13 protein-coding genes and 1 pseudogene are annotated in these 15,821 nt (G+C 60.8%); 2 read left to right on the top strand and 12 right to left on the bottom strand.

What is annotated here, in order from left to right; genetic code table 11:
* Positions 1-135: 135 nt before the first annotated feature.
* The 12 genes and pseudogenes from QQK25_RS08330 to QQK25_RS08275 all read right to left on the bottom strand — a co-directional run.
* Positions 136-354 (bottom strand): annotated as a pseudogene (locus QQK25_RS08330) (hypothetical protein); the annotation flags it as partial.
* A gap of 388 nt (positions 355-742) precedes the next feature.
* On the bottom strand, positions 743-1,798 hold the full coding sequence (locus QQK25_RS08325) for a glycosyltransferase family 4 protein (protein ID WP_284187524.1): 1,056 nt from the start codon (positions 1,796-1,798) through the stop codon (positions 743-745).
* 211 nt (positions 1,799-2,009) lie between these two features.
* Positions 2,010-2,357, bottom strand: a complete 348-nt coding sequence (locus QQK25_RS08320) for a c-type cytochrome (RefSeq protein ID WP_284187525.1) — start codon at positions 2,355-2,357, stop codon at positions 2,010-2,012.
* Positions 2,358-2,392: 35 nt separating this feature from the next.
* Positions 2,393-5,527 carry an efflux RND transporter permease subunit gene (locus tag QQK25_RS08315; RefSeq protein WP_284187523.1) on the bottom strand — a complete coding sequence of 1,045 codons (3,135 nt, stop codon included), beginning with the start codon at positions 5,525-5,527 and terminating at the stop codon, positions 2,393-2,395.
* A gap of 11 nt (positions 5,528-5,538) precedes the next feature.
* Complete coding sequence (locus QQK25_RS08310) at positions 5,539-7,155, bottom strand: efflux RND transporter periplasmic adaptor subunit (protein WP_284187522.1); 1,617 nt, start codon at positions 7,153-7,155, stop codon at positions 5,539-5,541.
* Positions 7,152-8,429: a TolC family protein gene (locus QQK25_RS08305; RefSeq protein ID WP_148581814.1), complete on the bottom strand. Its 1,278-nt coding sequence runs from the start codon at positions 8,427-8,429 to the stop codon at positions 7,152-7,154. Before QQK25_RS08305 ends, QQK25_RS08310 begins: the two co-directional genes overlap by 4 nt.
* Positions 8,430-8,488: 59 nt before the next feature.
* Positions 8,489-8,674 carry a hypothetical protein gene (locus QQK25_RS08300; RefSeq protein WP_169148689.1) on the bottom strand — a complete coding sequence of 62 codons (186 nt, stop codon included), beginning with the start codon at positions 8,672-8,674 and terminating at the stop codon, positions 8,489-8,491.
* A 15-nt stretch (positions 8,675-8,689) separates the two neighbouring features.
* Positions 8,690-9,028 (bottom strand): copper-binding protein, encoded by a 339-nt coding sequence (locus QQK25_RS08295; protein ID WP_169148690.1) that lies wholly within the window; start codon positions 9,026-9,028, stop codon positions 8,690-8,692.
* A 30-nt stretch (positions 9,029-9,058) separates the two neighbouring features.
* Complete coding sequence (locus QQK25_RS08290; RefSeq protein WP_284187521.1) at positions 9,059-9,490, bottom strand: DUF411 domain-containing protein; 432 nt, start codon at positions 9,488-9,490, stop codon at positions 9,059-9,061.
* Positions 9,491-9,597: 107 nt separating this feature from the next.
* On the bottom strand, positions 9,598-10,254 hold the full coding sequence (locus QQK25_RS08285) for a c-type cytochrome (RefSeq protein WP_148581749.1): 657 nt from the start codon (positions 10,252-10,254) through the stop codon (positions 9,598-9,600).
* 37 nt (positions 10,255-10,291) lie between these two features.
* A complete protein-coding gene (locus QQK25_RS08280) occupies positions 10,292-11,713 on the bottom strand; it encodes a multicopper oxidase family protein (protein WP_148581748.1) in 1,422 nt (473 codons plus the stop codon).
* 16 nt (positions 11,714-11,729) lie between these two features.
* Positions 11,730-13,172: a TolC family protein gene (locus QQK25_RS08275; protein WP_284187520.1), complete on the bottom strand. Its 1,443-nt coding sequence runs from the start codon at positions 13,170-13,172 to the stop codon at positions 11,730-11,732.
* Between the two features lie 490 nt (positions 13,173-13,662).
* Between QQK25_RS08275 and QQK25_RS08270 the strand changes: the two genes are divergently transcribed.
* Positions 13,663-14,346 (top strand): heavy metal response regulator transcription factor, encoded by a 684-nt coding sequence (locus tag QQK25_RS08270; protein ID WP_148581746.1) that lies wholly within the window; start codon positions 13,663-13,665, stop codon positions 14,344-14,346.
* Positions 14,346-15,779 carry a heavy metal sensor histidine kinase gene (locus QQK25_RS08265; RefSeq protein ID WP_284187519.1) on the top strand — a complete coding sequence of 478 codons (1,434 nt, stop codon included), beginning with the start codon at positions 14,346-14,348 and terminating at the stop codon, positions 15,777-15,779. Before QQK25_RS08270 ends, QQK25_RS08265 begins: the two co-directional genes overlap by 1 nt.
* Positions 15,780-15,821 lie beyond the last annotated feature (42 nt).

Raw genomic sequence — 15,821 nt, 5'->3', positions numbered from 1 at the left:
GACATTACCGATTACATCGTCGGGTTCTACAACAACGTCCGTCTGCACTCGACGCTGGGCTACCTGCCGCCCACGGCCTATGAACGGAAAACCGCAGCACAGCACCCTATCGAGGTGCCCGGTATTACTTGACCACTACAAGGAAGTCTGTTTGTCTGTTCCTGCCTTCCTGAGGCGCAGTGCATTTCCGACCACACTGGCCGATGAAAAACTCATCGCCAAGGCGGCAATCATCGGCGAGAGGACCAATCCATACGCTGGATAGAGGGCGCCAGCTGCAATCGGGACACCGAGGGCGTTGTAGAGAAACGCGAAGGCCAGGTTCTGACACATGTTGCGGACCGTAGCGACTGACTGTACCGGATCGACACGCTGATCGTGGACAAGACTGGCACCCTGACCGAAGGGCGTCCTGCGTTCGAGGGCGCCATTGGTGTCCATCGTTGCACCGTCAGGCCGCTGCCTTTATTTCGATCTAAAAAAGGGAAACCTGTCTAAGAATGCTCGACACAGCTGATTTGCGCGAGTAATCCACCGGTCGCGCCTCCTCTTGAGTAGTTTAGTGCGAATGCCCCGAATGGGTGTGCCCTCTGCCATCATCAGGATCAAATCCAGCGCTGGCGCATCCCCCCAAAAGAAGCAGCATGGCCGCAGCCATGGCGATTGCGATGTTCTTCATCAGTACCCCCTATCTTTGCGTTAGGTTGACAACAAAATCTGCACTTATTTCCTGCGATCTGCATCAAGAATGATGCGAAGCCAAAATTTTTTGGTATAGCGCTAGGTTTGAATCGACCATTCTTTCAACAGAGAAGCGCTCCCGGACAATATCCTGACCTAGACGTCCCATCATGGAACACCTTCCTGGATTGGAGAGCAACTCTTCTATAGCCTGCGTTAGCGACTTTGAGTCTCCAGGGGGGACAACAAGACCCGTTATTTCGTGCTGAACCATCTCTGGCATTCCACCTACACTCGTAGTGACAACAGGGATTCCGCTTGCCATCGCCTGAAGACCGACATTGGCAAACCCCTCTAGAAGTGCTGGATGGACTAACATGTCACTGGCACGGAGAATTGTGGAGATGTCAGAACGAAAACCCATGAATTGCACACACCCTCCAAGATCAAGCTTACGAACCTGAGCTTCAAGCCTAGAGCGATGGGGTCCGCTTCCTACAACCAGGACACGGATGTCTTTGAATTTATTTCTTAACGAAGGAAGTGCATCCAGCAGGATATGGTGCCCTTTTCTCGGAATAAGTTGCCCGATTACACACAACAACGGAGATGCCGGCAAAACACGTAGGATCTTCCGGGCTTCCCATTTACTCAAGGTCGAGTCATATGCGCTTGCATCAACCGCGCTATGAATCACTGCTATTTTTTCAGAAGGAAAGCCAGCCTCTTTCATTACACTTGAAATTCCGTCAGAGACACATACTATTGCCTTCGGGATTTTTCCAATGCAGAAGCCGTTTAGCATCCCTGCTGAGATAGGATTGTCAACACGCCGAGTTATGATTACATTTGGATGCCCAACCCACTTTGCGGCCAAGGCGCCAAAGATGTCTGCGCCTCGGCGGCTGTGCAAATGTACGATATCGGGTTTTGCCGAGCGGATGATCCTGCTCAGTGTCAGGAGCAACCTTAGGTCGTGATCACCTCCATAACGCACGCCTTGAACATCAAGTCCTTCTCCTGTCGCCGCACGATAAAGCTCACCGTTGTCAGGACAGACAAGGAGGGCAGGCACTCCACGCTCCTCTAAGCCATGGACAAGGTGCTTGGTTTGCATTGCCCCGCCAAGGAGATGCCGGCCCGTTTCCAAGTGTAAAGTTCTGATCGTCATTTTAATTGTCTCTCTGCTGTTTCCGCACACAGCGCGGCGCTATCAGTTTGAGACCCTCTGGCTGACAATCAGGTGAGGCTCGAATTACATTTCAGACATCATTAAGACAGGAAGCTCCTCCTGTATTTATCACGTTTAATCGTAATTTTACTCTTACTTATTCGATAACAGCTTTCTGCTGCTCGCGACGAATGTAGGCGATTATGTGTGCCACGCTGTCTGGCGTAACGAGGGGGATCGGAGGCATGTCCCCAAATTGCCAATGGTGGGAACGAACGCCACTCTTTGCTGCAATCTGAAAAGCCATATCAGAGTGATGGGATGAAAGGTAGATGCGATGAAGGAACGGAGGCCCCTTCGCAGTCCCCTTCAGATCCGACCCATGGCAAACAGCACAGTGGTTATTGAAAAGTGACTTCCCGGCTTGTACGTCTGGTTTAAGTCCAGGGCTTTGTTTTGGTATTTCCCATCCCTGTCCACTAACAGAGATGCTGCTCACTGTCATAACAACTAAAACGAGTTTCTTTATGTAACTCATGCTTATTTCTCAATTCCTCGGCTCAGCCGCCACTGTTTCACCAGTGCGTAGATCGCCGGGATCACCGCCAGAGTCAGCACCGTCGAGGAAATCATCCCGCCAACCATCGGCGCAGCAATGCGGCTCATCACCTCGGAGCCGGTGCCCGTCCCCCACATGATCGGTAAAAGGCCGGCCATGATCGCGACGACGGTCATCATCTTCGGGCGCACGCGCTCGACAGCGCCCTCCATCACCGCTGCGTAGAGGTCACTGACGTTCGGACTGCGGCCACTCTCGCGGCACGTCGCCTTCACGGCTTCCCAGGCGTGATCGAGGTAGATCAGCATCACCACGCCGGTTTCCGCCGCCACGCCAGCCAGCGCGATGAAGCCCACCGCCACCGCCACCGACAGGTTGTAGTCCAGCAGCCACATCAGCCACACGCCACCAACCAGCGCGAAAGGCACCGACAGCATCACGATCAGCGTTTCGGTGAGGCGCCGGAAGTTCAGGTAAAGGAGCAAGAAGATCGTCAGAAGGGTGATCGGGATGACGACCTTCATTTTCTCGATGGCGCGCTCCATGAACTCGAACTGACCGCTCCAGGTGACGTAGTAACCCGGCGGGAACTTGATCTGCTCGGCGACCGCCTTCTTCGCATCGGCCACGTAACCACCGATGTCCCGATCGCGGATGTCCACGAAAATATAGGCCGACAACAAGGCGTTCTCCGTGCGGATGCCCGGGGTGCCTTTCTCTACCTTGACCTTCGCCAACTGCCCCAGCGGCACCATCGTCCCCCCCATGGTTGGCACCAGCACTTCACGGGCGATCTGCTGTGGGTCGGAACGCAGCTCACGCGGGTAGCGTACCGTCACGCCGAAGCGCTCACGGCCCTCAACGGTGGTGGTCACCATCTCACCGCCGAGCGCGCTGCCGATCACATCCTGCAACTCGCCAACGGAAAGACCGTAGCGGGCCAGCTGTTCCCGGTCGGGCTCGATGTTGAGGTAGAAGCCACCGGTGATGCGCTCGGCAAAGGCACTGGTGGTGCCGGGCACCGTTTTGACGACCGCCTCGATCTCCTTAGCCAGTTTCTCCATTTCACCGAGATCCTTGCCGAAGACCTTGATGCCGATCGGCGTACGGATGCCGGTGGACAGCATGTCGGTGCGGGCCTTGATCGGCATCGTCCAGGCATTGGCCACACCCGGGAACTGCAGCGCCTTATCCATTTCAGAGATCAACTTGTCGGTCGTCATGCCGGGACGCCATTCGGTTTGCGGCTTGAGGTTGATGACCGTCTCGAACATCTCGGTCGGCGCCGGGTCGGTGGCGGTATTGGCACGGCCGGCCTTGCCAAAGACTGATTCGACTTCCGGAAAGCTCTTGATGATCTTGTCCTGGGTCTGCATCAGCTCGGCAGCCTTGGTGATCGACATGCCCGGCAGGGACGCCGGCATATAGAGCAAAGTACCTTCGTTGAGGGTCGGCATAAACTCGGAGCCAAGGCGGGACGCGGGATAGACCGATATAGCCAGGACGATCACCGCGAGGACGATGGTCAGCTTCTTCCAGCGCATCACGGCGGCGATGATCGGCCGGTACACCCAGATCAGAACCCGGTTCACCGGGTTCTTTGCCTCCGGCATGATCTTGCCGCGGATGAACAGCAGCATCAGTACCGGCACCAGTGTCACCGACAGAATCGCCGCGCCGGCCATCGAAAAGGTCTTGGTGTAGGCCAGCGGCGAGAACATCCGCCCTTCCTGTCCTTCCAGGCTGAAGACTGGCAGGAAGGAAACAGTGATGATCAGGAGTGAGAAGAACAGCGCCGGCCCCACTTCCTTGCAGGCGGCCAGCATCGCCTCAAAGCGCTCCGCCGCCGAATGCCCTTCCGGCAGGCGCTCCAGGTGCTTGTGGGCATTCTCGATCATCACGATGGCCGCATCGATCATCGCGCCGATGGCAATGGCGATGCCCCCCAGACTCATCAGGTTGGAGTTCATGCCGAGCAGACGCATGGCGATGAAGGCCATCAGCACCCCCACCGGCAGCATCAGGATCGCCACCAGCGCGCTCCTCACATGCATCAGGAAGACGATGCAGACCAGCGCAACGATGATGGACTCCTCGATGAGGGTGCCCTTCAGGGTTTCAATGGCCCGGTGGATCAGCTCGGAGCGGTCATACACTGTCTGTACCGTCACGCCCTCCGGCAGGCCGGGACCGATCTCGGCGATCTTGTCCTTCAGGTTGTGGATGACCTCCAGCGCATTCTGGCCATAGCGGGCCATGGCAATTCCCGCGACGACTTCCCCTTCACCATTCAGTTCGGTCAGGCCGCGCCGTTCGTCCGGCGCCAGTTCCACCCGGGCGATGTCGCGGATCAGCACTGGCGTGCCCTTGTCGGCCTTGACCACCAGGAGTTCGATATCGTCCTTGCCGCGCAGGTAGCCCTTGCCGCGCACCATGTACTCGGTCTCGGCCATTTCCACCACGCGGCCACCCACATCCCGATTGGAGTCGCGAATCACCTGAGCGATCTTCATCAGAGGAATGCCGTAGGCGCGCAGCTTCACCGGATCGACAGTGACCTGGTAGGTCTGCACGAAGCCGCCTATCGAAGCGACTTCCGCCACCCCGTGGGCCTTGGCGAGCTGGTAGCGCACGTACCAGTCCTGAATGGTGCGCAGTTCGGCGAGGGTCTTGTCCTTGGCCAGCAGCGCGTACTGATACACCCAGCCGACGCCGGTGGCGTCCGGCCCGATCTGCGGTGTCACCCCCTTGGGCATGCGGCCGGAAGCGAAATTGAGATATTCCAGCACCCGCGAGCGCGCCCAGTAGATGTCAGTGCCATCCTCGAAGATGATGTAGACGAAGGACGCCCCGAAGAACGAGAAGCCGCGCACCACCTTGGACTTGGGCACCGACAGCATCGCCGTGGTGAGCGGATAGGTGACCTGGTCCTCGACCACCTGCGGCGCCTGGCCGGGGTATTCGGTGTAGACGATGACTTGCACGTCGGACAGATCGGGCAGCGCGTCGATGGGGGTGCGCAGCACCGCAAACACCCCGGCGGCGAGAATGAAAAGCGTGGCGAGCAGAACCAGGAAGCGGTTCCGGCCCGACCAGTCGATGATCCTGGCAAGCATGATGTGTCCTGTCAGTGGCCTGCGTGAGGGTTGGCTGCAGGCACCGGCGTTGCCGCCTTGCTGGCAGGCACAGCCGAGGTGATGACCCATTCACCGGGCTGACGCTCGACGAACTCGACATCGACCTTGGCACCCGGCTTCAAGGTCTGCAGCAGCGATGGATTGGCCACCTTGAACTCCATGGTCATCGCCGGCCACTTCAGGCTGGCGACCGGGCCGTGACTCAGGCTGACCGTACCGGCTTTGGCGTCCACCTCATCGACCGATCCTTCGGCACGATGACCCGCTGTCTTGGGTGCAAGTGCCGCCTTGTCGCCGTCCTTTTCGGATTTCGGTGCAGCGCCATGGCCGGAGTGTCCAAAGCCTCCGACCGCTGCCTTCAGGTTGCTTTCCGCATCGATGAGGAAGTTCGCCGCGACCACCACCTCTTCGCCAGCCTTCACGCCACTGAGCACTTCCAGATGGGTATCGCTTCGGGCACCCAGCTTGACCTCACGGGGCTCGAAACGTCCTTCGCCTCGGGCAATGAGGACGATCTGACGTGTTCCACTGTCGATCACGGCCGAGGCCGGCACCGTGACCACTTGTCCCTTGCCCCCCACTGGCACCTCAACCTGGGCGAACATCGCGGGCTTCAGGAGCTGGCCCGGATTGGCCAGTTCGACCCGCACCGGCACCGTTCGCGTTTCCGCATTGAGGGTCGGATAGACATAGGTCACGCGGCCCTCGAAGACCTTGTCCGGGTAGGCATTGATGCGCACCTTTGCAACGGCCCCCGTACGCACCTGAGCGATGTCCTGTTCGAACACGTCGGCGACAACCCACACCGACGACAGGTCGGCCACCTGATACAAGGTGTCGCCCGGCATGAAGCGCATGCCTTGCAAAGCCTTCTTCTCGGTGACGACGCCGGAAACCGGGGAGCGGAAGGTCAGCGTGCGCTTGGATGCACCGGATTTCGCCAAGGCACGGATCTGCTCCTCGGAGATGTCCCAGTTCCTGAGGCGTAGCAAGCTCGATTCGGCCAGTTGCTGCATGCCACTCCGGGCTTCGCTGCCGGCATCTTTCAAAGCGTCGACTCCCTGGGCGGCGATGGTGTATTCACGCTGGGCGGAGACCAGTTCCGGGCTGTACACCTCGAAGAGCGGCTGGCCCTTGGCGACCGGCTGGCCGGTGACGTTCACGTGCAGGCGCTCCACGTAGCCTTCGAACTTCGGGGAAATGGCAAAGCTGCGCCGCTCATCGATCTCGATCCGGCCGGCAGCGCGCACCTGCTTGTCGAGGGCGCGCAGTTCCGCTGCCTCGGTACGCACGCCAAGCTTTTGCACTTTCTCGGTACTGATCTTGATCGAGTTGGCTGCCGGGGGCTCGTCCGCCTCCCCTTCGTAGACCGGGACGTAGTCCATCCCCATCGGATCCTTCTTGGGCATCGGCGAGGTGTCCGGCAAGCCCATCGGGTTGCGGTAGTAGAGGAGCTTGCGCTCCTTTTTCATGCCTTCAACAGATGTCGTCGCAACAGCCACAGAGGGCTCCGGGTGGCCGGCCACCGGCCGCTGGCCCAGCCAGTAGCCACCACCGGCAGCCAGGGCGACCGAGAGGCCGATCACAATACCTGCGCCTGTTTTCATAGATCTTCTCCGAGGATTCGTTCGATTTCCGCAAGACGCAGCTGGGCTTCCGCCTGGGCCTTGATGCGGCCCTGCCGGGCCTGGCGAATCTGCCGCTGGGCGTCGAGCAGCGTCGCAAAATCCACCTTGCCGGTTTCGTAACCGGCCAGCGCGGCCTTGAAAGTCAGTTCGGACTGCGGCAACAGGCTGGTTGCGGCAAGGGTTTCGGTTCGCCGCGCAGCATCGAAGCCGGACAGGTTCTCAGCCAGTTCGCCCAAGACCTGATTGGCGGTCGCGTCGCGACGGGCTTGCGCGGCCGACAGCATGGCTTCCGACTCGCGCTCCTGGGCCCGGCGGGAACCCTGCTGCAGGGGCAGGTTCAGTTCGACCATCAGCTCCCATTCCTTCACGGAGCCCTGGTACTGGATCGGCGAGACACCCAGCGTGAAGTCGGGGTAGCGGTTTTTGTAAGTCAGTTCGCGATTCTTCTCGGCCGAGCGGATCCGGGCCTCTTCGGCAAAGAGCTGCGGGTTCTTTGTCCGCACACGCTCCTCAAGAGCCCGCGGGTCGAGCTGGGCCGGGGCTGGCAGCGTTCTCAGCCGCTCTGGCACTGCAAGTGGGGACGCGCTGGGCCTTGCAAGGAGGGCATTCAGCCGCGCCTGCCATTGCCGGCGCTCATTCTCCAGGGCAACCAACTCACTCTTCATGCCGGTCTGCTCCACCTGCGCCCGAATCACGTCCTGCTGGGCGGCCAGCCCTCCGGCGTAGCGCACCTGGGCGATCTTCTCCAGGCGCGTCATCAGGTCGAGGATTTCGCGGGTCAATTGCTCGTTGCGATGGACGTACTGGAGCTGCGAGTAAGCGGTCTTGATGCGGGCGGCGAGCTCCGCCCAAGTGCCGCTGGCGCGTCCGTCGGCGCCACGCGCGTCGAGTTCGGCGATCTCCCGCTTGAGATCCCGCTTGCCGAGCCACGGCACGTCCTGCATCAACAGGTAACGCGTGCTGCCGACCCGGGCCGGCGCCAGGGTGGGGCTCTGGTCACCCATGCGGGTGATGTCACGCAGTTCGGTACGAAACTTCGGGTCCGGCAAGGCGCCGGCCGGCGTGACCCGCTCGGCGGCGGCTTCAGCCTCGTAACGCATCGAGGCGTATTCAGGATTGCGGCTGCGGGCGAAGTCCAGCAGCGACTCGACGTTGGCACCAAGCGGGACGTCCTGGGCATGCGCAACCAGACTGAATGCCCCCAGCAGCACGGCGTACAACCAAATTGCGCGCGGTTTCGTACGCATCTTCATTGATGACTCCCTGAATATTGTCGGACTCTGGCAAGTGAAGCCACTTCACCAGAAAGCCGTCACGTCTTACGTCGCCCCTTGCGCTCACGCGACGGCGCCTTGGCGATTCTCTTCGACTCCGGGTCGGGCCGCTTCCTGAGAAGCCAGAACCACAGCACGCCCAGCAAAAGCCCGGCGGCGCCACTAATCATGAGCAACCCGGTCAGTTGCTCATGATTGAGAATCGATATGTCGACCCGATGCATGGCAACACGAACAACTCAGTTGCGCTCCAGATGCACCACGGTCATCGCACCGTTGATCTGATCAGCCATAAAGCGGACCTTGTCACCGGCCTTCACCTGATCCAGCCAGGCCGCATCCTTGACGCGGAACACCATGGTCATCGCCGGCATGCCGTTGGGCAGCGGGCCATGGGACAGGGTGAGCTTGCCGGCGGACTTGTCCACCTTCTTCACCAGGCCATCGGTCATTTGCGACGAGGCTGCGCCATGCCCGGCATGGGTTTCAGCAGGGCCGGGGTATTCGTTGTCAGCTAACGCCGGCGCGGAGAATGCGGCAACGAAAACTGCAGCAAGGGTGATGAACGAGGCTTTCATGGAAATTTCCTTCAGGAGAGGTATCGGAATTCAGTGACGGGCAAACACGCTGGTCGAACCATCCGCTTTGACGAGCAGCGTTTCGTAGGGCATTGGCTTGGCGCTCTCCATGCCGGGGGAGCCCGGCGGCATGGAGGGAACGGCCAAGCCAACGGCCTTGGGCTTCTCTTTCAGCAGGCGCTGGACATCCGCCGCCGGGACATGCCCCTCGATGAGGTAGTTGCCGACCTTGGCCGTGTGGCACGAGCCGTAAGCGTCCGGCATGCCGAGCTTCTTGCGCTGTCCCGGAACGTCTTCCACCTCATGCGTCTTCACGTCAAAGCCCTGGGCGCGCATGTGTTCCGCCCATTTCCCGCAGCAACCGCAATACGGGCTCTTGTACACATCGACCTGAGCCCCAGCCAGGGCGGTGCCCGCCATCAGGCCCAGAACGGACGACAAGATCAGCGTCTGCAGTTTCATGGCGATTCCTTTGGTGATTGGGATGGCTCATTCTGGCAAATGCACTCCGACGGGAAGCTGTCCTGAAAATTACTTTTCTGTAATCTTCAAGCGGAGGCGCTGAAATCCTAGTGCGTATGCTTGAACCCGGGCGGATGGGTGTGCCCCTTTTTCTCCACGGCTACGGGAGGGACGGGCTCATCCTTTGCAGGGTCGCCATGAGCGTCATGGGCATCAAGCCCACCGTGACTGTGTCCCTCGCTGGATGCCACAAGCGCCGTATAGTCGGTCGCAGTCAGCCCTGGCAGCCTCTGGAGGAAGGCGACCAGATCCCAGATCGCTTCATCCTCCATCCCGCCCTTGGACCAGGCCGGCATGCCGGAGGCCTTGATCCCGTGCTTGATGATCCAGAACTGACGGGCCTGGGCGAATTGGGGGTCGAGCACCGCTTCGGGATTGGCAGTCAGCTTGGGCGGTGTCGGATAGAGTCCCTTGCGGATCTCTGAATCTTCAGCCTCTGGGGACAAGTGGCATCCCACACACATCGCGTCGTAGTTACCCGAGCCCCGGCGAACCCGTTCCGGATTGGCCAGATTGATGGGCGGCTTGATCTCGCTTGCCCGTACGGCAATGGAGCGCTCACGGGCAAATTCGAGCAAACGATAGGTCAGCGGGTGATGGGGCGCGTCGGCGGCGACGTTGATGGCGCCAGCGTAAAGAAGGACGGCCCCTGAAGCCGCACCCACGGCAGCCAGAACCGCCAGGGTGATCAGGGTCTTGTTCATGATGGGGTTCCTCGGTGCTTGTTATCGTGAGTGGCGCTCAGTGACCGGAGTGCGGACCAGGCTTTCGGACCTGCACGTCGGTGGCGGCGGGCTTGCCCTTCGCCGGCATGGATTGCCCCCCCTGGGTTTTTACGCGCGGCGGCTCAGCGGCTGGCCCGGTCCATTCATAGGCACGGGTGCCGGGAGGCTGCTTGTACCAGCCGGGGTCAGCGTAATCACCAGCCTTCTGCTCGGCACGCACCTTCAGTACGGTGAACATGCCCCCCATCTCCACCGCGCCATAGGGGCCTTGGCCTGTCATCATCGGAAGCGTGTTGTCCGGCAGCGGCATCTCCATTTCACCCATGTCGGCCATGCCGCGCTCTCCCATGACCATGTAGTCGGGAATGAGATCGGTGATCTGCTTGGCGGCTTCCCGGTGATCAACCCCGATCATTGTCGGCACGTCATGGCCCATCGCATTCATCGTGTGGTGGCTCTTGTGGCAATGGAAAGCCCAGTCACCCGCTTCGTTGGCGATGAACTCGACTTGGCGCATCTGCCCGACGGCGATGTCGGTCGTCACCTCCGGCCAGCGCGACCCCTTCGGTGTCGGGCCACCGTCGGTGCCGGTGACCGTGAATTCGTGGCCATGCAGGTGAATCGGATGATTCGTCATCGTCAGGTTGCCGACGCGGATACGGACCCGGTCGTTCTGGCGCACATTGAGGGAGTCGATGCCCGGAAAAGCCCGGCTGTTGAAAGTCCACAGGTTGAAATCGAGCATCGTGTTCACCTTCGGTGTATAGCTGCCGGGATCGATGTCATAGGCGTTCAGGAGGAAGCAGAAATCCCGGTCCACCTCGTCGATGAGGGGGTGCCGGTCCTTCGGATGGGTGACCCAGAAGCCCATCATGCCCATCGCCATCTGGGTCATCTCGTCGGCATGGGGGTGATACATGAAGGTGCCTGGCCGGCGTGCCACGAACTCGTAGACAAAGGTCTTGCCCGGTGGAATCTGCGGCTGGGTGAGTCCGCCGACACCATCCATTCCGCTGGGCAGACGTTGCCCGTGCCAATGAATGGTGGTGTGCTCAGGCAGGCGGTTGGTGACGAAGATGCGCACCCGGTCGCCTTCGACCACTTCGATCGTCGGGCCGGGGCTTTGTCCGTTGTAACCCCACAGGTGGGCATTCATGCCGGGAGCGATCTCCCGCACAACCGGCTCGGCCACCAGGTGAAACTCCTTGACGCCCTTGTTCATGCGCCACGGCAGGGTCCAGCCGTTGAGGGTGACCACCGGGTTATAGGGCCGACCGGCGCCGGTGACGCCTCGCGGGAGATGCGGAGGCGCCGTGTTCGGATCCTCCTTCAGGATCAGCTCAGGAAGTGCTGCCATGGCGACGGGACTGACCGAGGCCGCGGCCACGGCACCGCCGGTCAGGCCCAGGCTTTGGATGAATGCACGACGGGATGTCATCGGGTGTCCTTTCGGTTCAGTGATCCGGACGGCCGGTGCTGGCCGGAGCGGTACGTGAGGCGGCGGCCAGGGAGGGCTTGCCGATCAGGGCCATTTGTAGATCACTCTGGGCAATCCAGTAGTCACGCAGGGACTCGATATAGCTGTTCACACTGGTGATCTGGGAGCGGGCGTCGGCAAGCAGCTCGAAGACCCCGATCAGCATGCCGTTGTAGCGCAGCAGGTTCTCTTCGGCGATCCGCTTGTTGAGCGGCACGATTTCGTCCCGGTAGTGCTTTGCAATGTCGAAGCTGTTGCGATACGCCGAGTAGGCTTCGCGGACTTCCGAACGGGCGTTGATGGCGGCTTCGGCCGCACGTTCAACGGCCTGGCCATAGATCGCCTCCGCCTTGGCAACCTTGCTGCCGCCAAAGTCGAAGATCGGAAGCTCGAAACTCACTTCGTAGCCGCGTTTGTAGCCGCTATCCCGCGCGCCCTCCAGGACACGCGCCGGCCCGAACTCCAGCACGTTGATGAAGCGCGTGGCCTGGGTGAGGCCAAGGTTCCTGGCCAGTGCCTCGGTTTCGAGACGGACCGCCTGAAGATCGAGGCGCTGATCCAGTGCCGTTTGCTCGACAGCCGGCAGTTCGTCGGGCAACTTGGGCAGATCGGGCAGGCGCTCGGGGAGTCGAATCGCCTGGGGTGATGGCAAGCCCAGCAGCTTGGTCAGCCGCTCCCGCGCCGCAATGCTGGCTTGCTCGGCCCGAGCCAGATCGAGGGCCGCGGACGCATAGAAACCTTGCTCGCGCGCCTGCTGAAGCCGGTTGAAGTTACCGACTTCCGCCATCTTGCGGGCCAGGCCAGCGCCGGCTTCCGCCGCCTGCTTTACTTTTCGGAGGTAACGGACCGACTCTTCGGCCGCGATGGCACCAAAGTAGGCCTTGCGCGTCTCGGAGGCCAGCCTCGCCACCTCCAGCGCCGTCATGCGCTGGGTCTGGGCGAAGTTGCGTTTCTCGACCTCCACGGCAAGCGGCATGGTGATCAGCGCGAACAGGTTGAAGGTCAGCACCTGTTCAATCTTGAATTCGCGTACCCCATTCTCGGCGCGGCTGGTACGAAGCATCGAAAAATGGGGGTTCGGCAGGCGCCCGGCCTGGACCATCTCGGCTTCGCTGATCCCAAGATCGTAGAATGCGGCGCGGAGTCCCCGGTTATTGTAAATGGCGACCTGAACAGCATCCTCAGCGGCCAGGGGCTTGGCCAGCAGCTCGGTCACACGTGTATCGACCTCCTTGCGGGCCTCGTCGCTCCTGGCCCATTGGGCATCGGCACCGATACGGGCGCGGGTCGTTTCCCGCACGGTGTCGAAGCCTCCGTCCGGGGAGAAACTGGCACAGCCACTCAGGACCAGCGTACCAAGGACCAGGGCGGTCAGGCCCTTGATGGCGCGGGAGTGTCGTGGAGATAGGGTTGAGCGCACGGCGAACTCCTAATGGTGATGATCAGCAGGGGGCCTCGCTGAGGCCGGCGGCGTCGCTCCGCTTTCCTTTTGCAAAGCCCCATCGGTGTTGGCAGGTGCCATATGGCCTGCATGCATGCCGCCTGTACGCTGAACACCATCATTGGCCGCTCGCCATGCGCCAACGGGGGCTTCCGACCAGGCACGATAATCGGACAAGGAAGACGCATGAGGGGAAGTCCTGGAGGCAGGCTCCAAGGTGGGCGGCTCAGCAGCCAGGACGCTTTTCGTCAAGGCCAGTGCCAGCAGTCCGAGCAGGGTTGATCGCATCGGTCGTCTCCATGGGGTCAAAAGGGGGCCTCGGGAATCTGGTGTTCCCATGGCGAGCAGTGTGCGGTGCAAAAACCGACAGGAGACTGACCCGGGAATTACATCTTTGTAATCTTGGGAAGAATGGAGGTGGCTTGCGCCAAACTAATGCTGCCAAATGGAGAATGCTGCGAGGAAGACCATGAAAATACTGATCGTCGAGGATGAACCCAAAACAGGGGACTACCTCAAGCAAGGGCTGGTTGAAGCCGGCTTCAATGTGGACCTGGTCCGGGACGGCATGGACGGACTGCACTTCGGGATGACCGAAGCTTACGACCTCATCGTGCTCGACGTGATGCTGCCGGGGCTCGATGGTTGGCGCGTCCTGCAGGCCCTGCGCAAGGCCGGCAAGGAGATGCCCGTCCTGTTTCTGACCGCCAAAGACAGCGTGGATGACCGAGTCAAGGGGCTGGAGCTAGGGGCCGACGACTATCTGGTCAAACCCTTCGCCTTCTCGGAGTTACTGGCTCGCGTTCGAACCCTCCTGCGCCGGGGGGCCAAGAACAAGGAAGTCGACGCCTTGCATGCGGCAGATCTGGAGCTGGACCTCCTGCGCCGCCGCGTCACGCGGGCGGGCAAGCGGATCGACCTGACCGCCAAGGAGTTTGCACTCCTTGAACTCCTGCTGCGCCGGCGCGGTGAAGTGCTGCCGCGCTCCCTGATCGCCTCCCAGGTGTGGGACATGAATTTCGACAGCGACACCAATGTGATCGAGGTGGCGGTGCGCCGCCTGCGGGCCAAGATCGACGACGGTTTTGAACCCAAGCTGATTCGCACCGTGCGTGGCATGGGCTATGTGCTGGAAGAACAGGAGGACGAATAGTGCGCCCTGTCCGCCGCAAGTCGCTGACCTTCCGCCTGACCGTGCTGTTCGCGGCGGCATCAACCGTGGTGTTGCTGGTACTAGGTTTGATTGTGGCTGAGTCCGTCGAACACCACTTCGAAGAGCAGGACATGGAGGCCCTGACCGGCAAACTCGAATTGATTCGCCATGCCTTGGCCAAGGTTCATTCGTCAAAGGATCTGGCAGCCATTCCGCAGCAGATGGACGACTCCTTGATCGGCCATCATGGCTTGGTCGTGGCAGTAAAGGGGCCGGATGGTCGCACCCTGTTCGCCACCGAGGACGCCCCTTTCCCCCAGCGCTTACTGGATCGGGTCAAAACACCTGAGGCTGAGCGCCCCTACGTGTGGCAAGTCGATGACCAGTTGTCCTTCCGGGGTATCGTGGCCGAAGCACCAACCGGAGTTCAGGCGTGGCCGCCCGCCGTAGTCGCCGTCGCGACGGACATTTCCCATCACCGGAGCTTCATGGACTCATTCATGAAGACCCTCTGGCTCGTGGTCATTGGGGGCACCTTGGCGACCGGACTACTCGGTTGGTTTGCTGCCCGTCGAGGCCTGGCGCCACTTCGCGAGATGAAGCGAAGAGCGACGGAAGTCAGCGCCCAACGTCTTGACCAGCGTTTACCTGTGGATGCCGTACCCGTCGAACTGGCTGAGTTGGCCGAATCCCTCAACGACATGCTGGCCCGGCTGGAGGAGTCGTTCAAGCGACTCTCGGATTTTTCATCAGACCTGGCTCACGAACTCCGGACCCCAGTCAGCAACCTGGTGACGCAAACCCAGGTTGCCCTCTCCAAGACCCGAAGCTCCACCGAGTACCGGGAGGTGCTGGAGTCCAATTGCGAGGAGTTCGAGCGTCTGTCGCGGATGATTTCGGACATGCTATTTTTGGCCAAATCGGAGAACGGCCTGATCGTACCGGGCCAGGAAAGCTTTGATCTGGCGGACGAGGTCACTGCCCTGTTCGATTTCTACGGCGCCCTGGCTGAAGAGAACGGCGTCACGCTACGGCTTGAGGGCTCAGGACTGGTGACCGGAGACAGGCTGATGCTCCGGCGGGCCATCGGCAATCTGCTGTCCAACGCACTTCGCTACACCCCGGTTGGAGGACGCATTGTCGTGACGGTCAGCGTCGTACGAGACAGTGCGGACGCCGATACAATCCACCTCGCTGTCGAGAACACCGGGGAACCCATCCCGCCGGAACATCTGTCGCGTCTCTTCGACCGCTTCTATCGCGTGGATGCATCCCGCCGCCACTCTGGCGATGGCGCCGGGCTGGGCCTTGCCATCACTCGTTCAATCCTGCGATCTCACGGAGGCGACATCGAGGGACGGACGGGGGAAGGAAGCAACATCTTCGAGATGTGGATACCGACATTGATCGTCACGCCCCGCAGCACGGACTGACCCGTTTGCAAGCTCACAGCCATGATCTGCTCAAATGCGCTC

This window comes from Zoogloea oryzae, assembly GCF_030161255.1.
GTDB lineage: Bacteria > Pseudomonadota > Gammaproteobacteria > Burkholderiales > Rhodocyclaceae > Zoogloea > Zoogloea oryzae.
The sequence above is the reverse complement of the archived record's forward strand: the minus strand, read 5'-3'. Positions and strand labels throughout refer to the sequence as shown.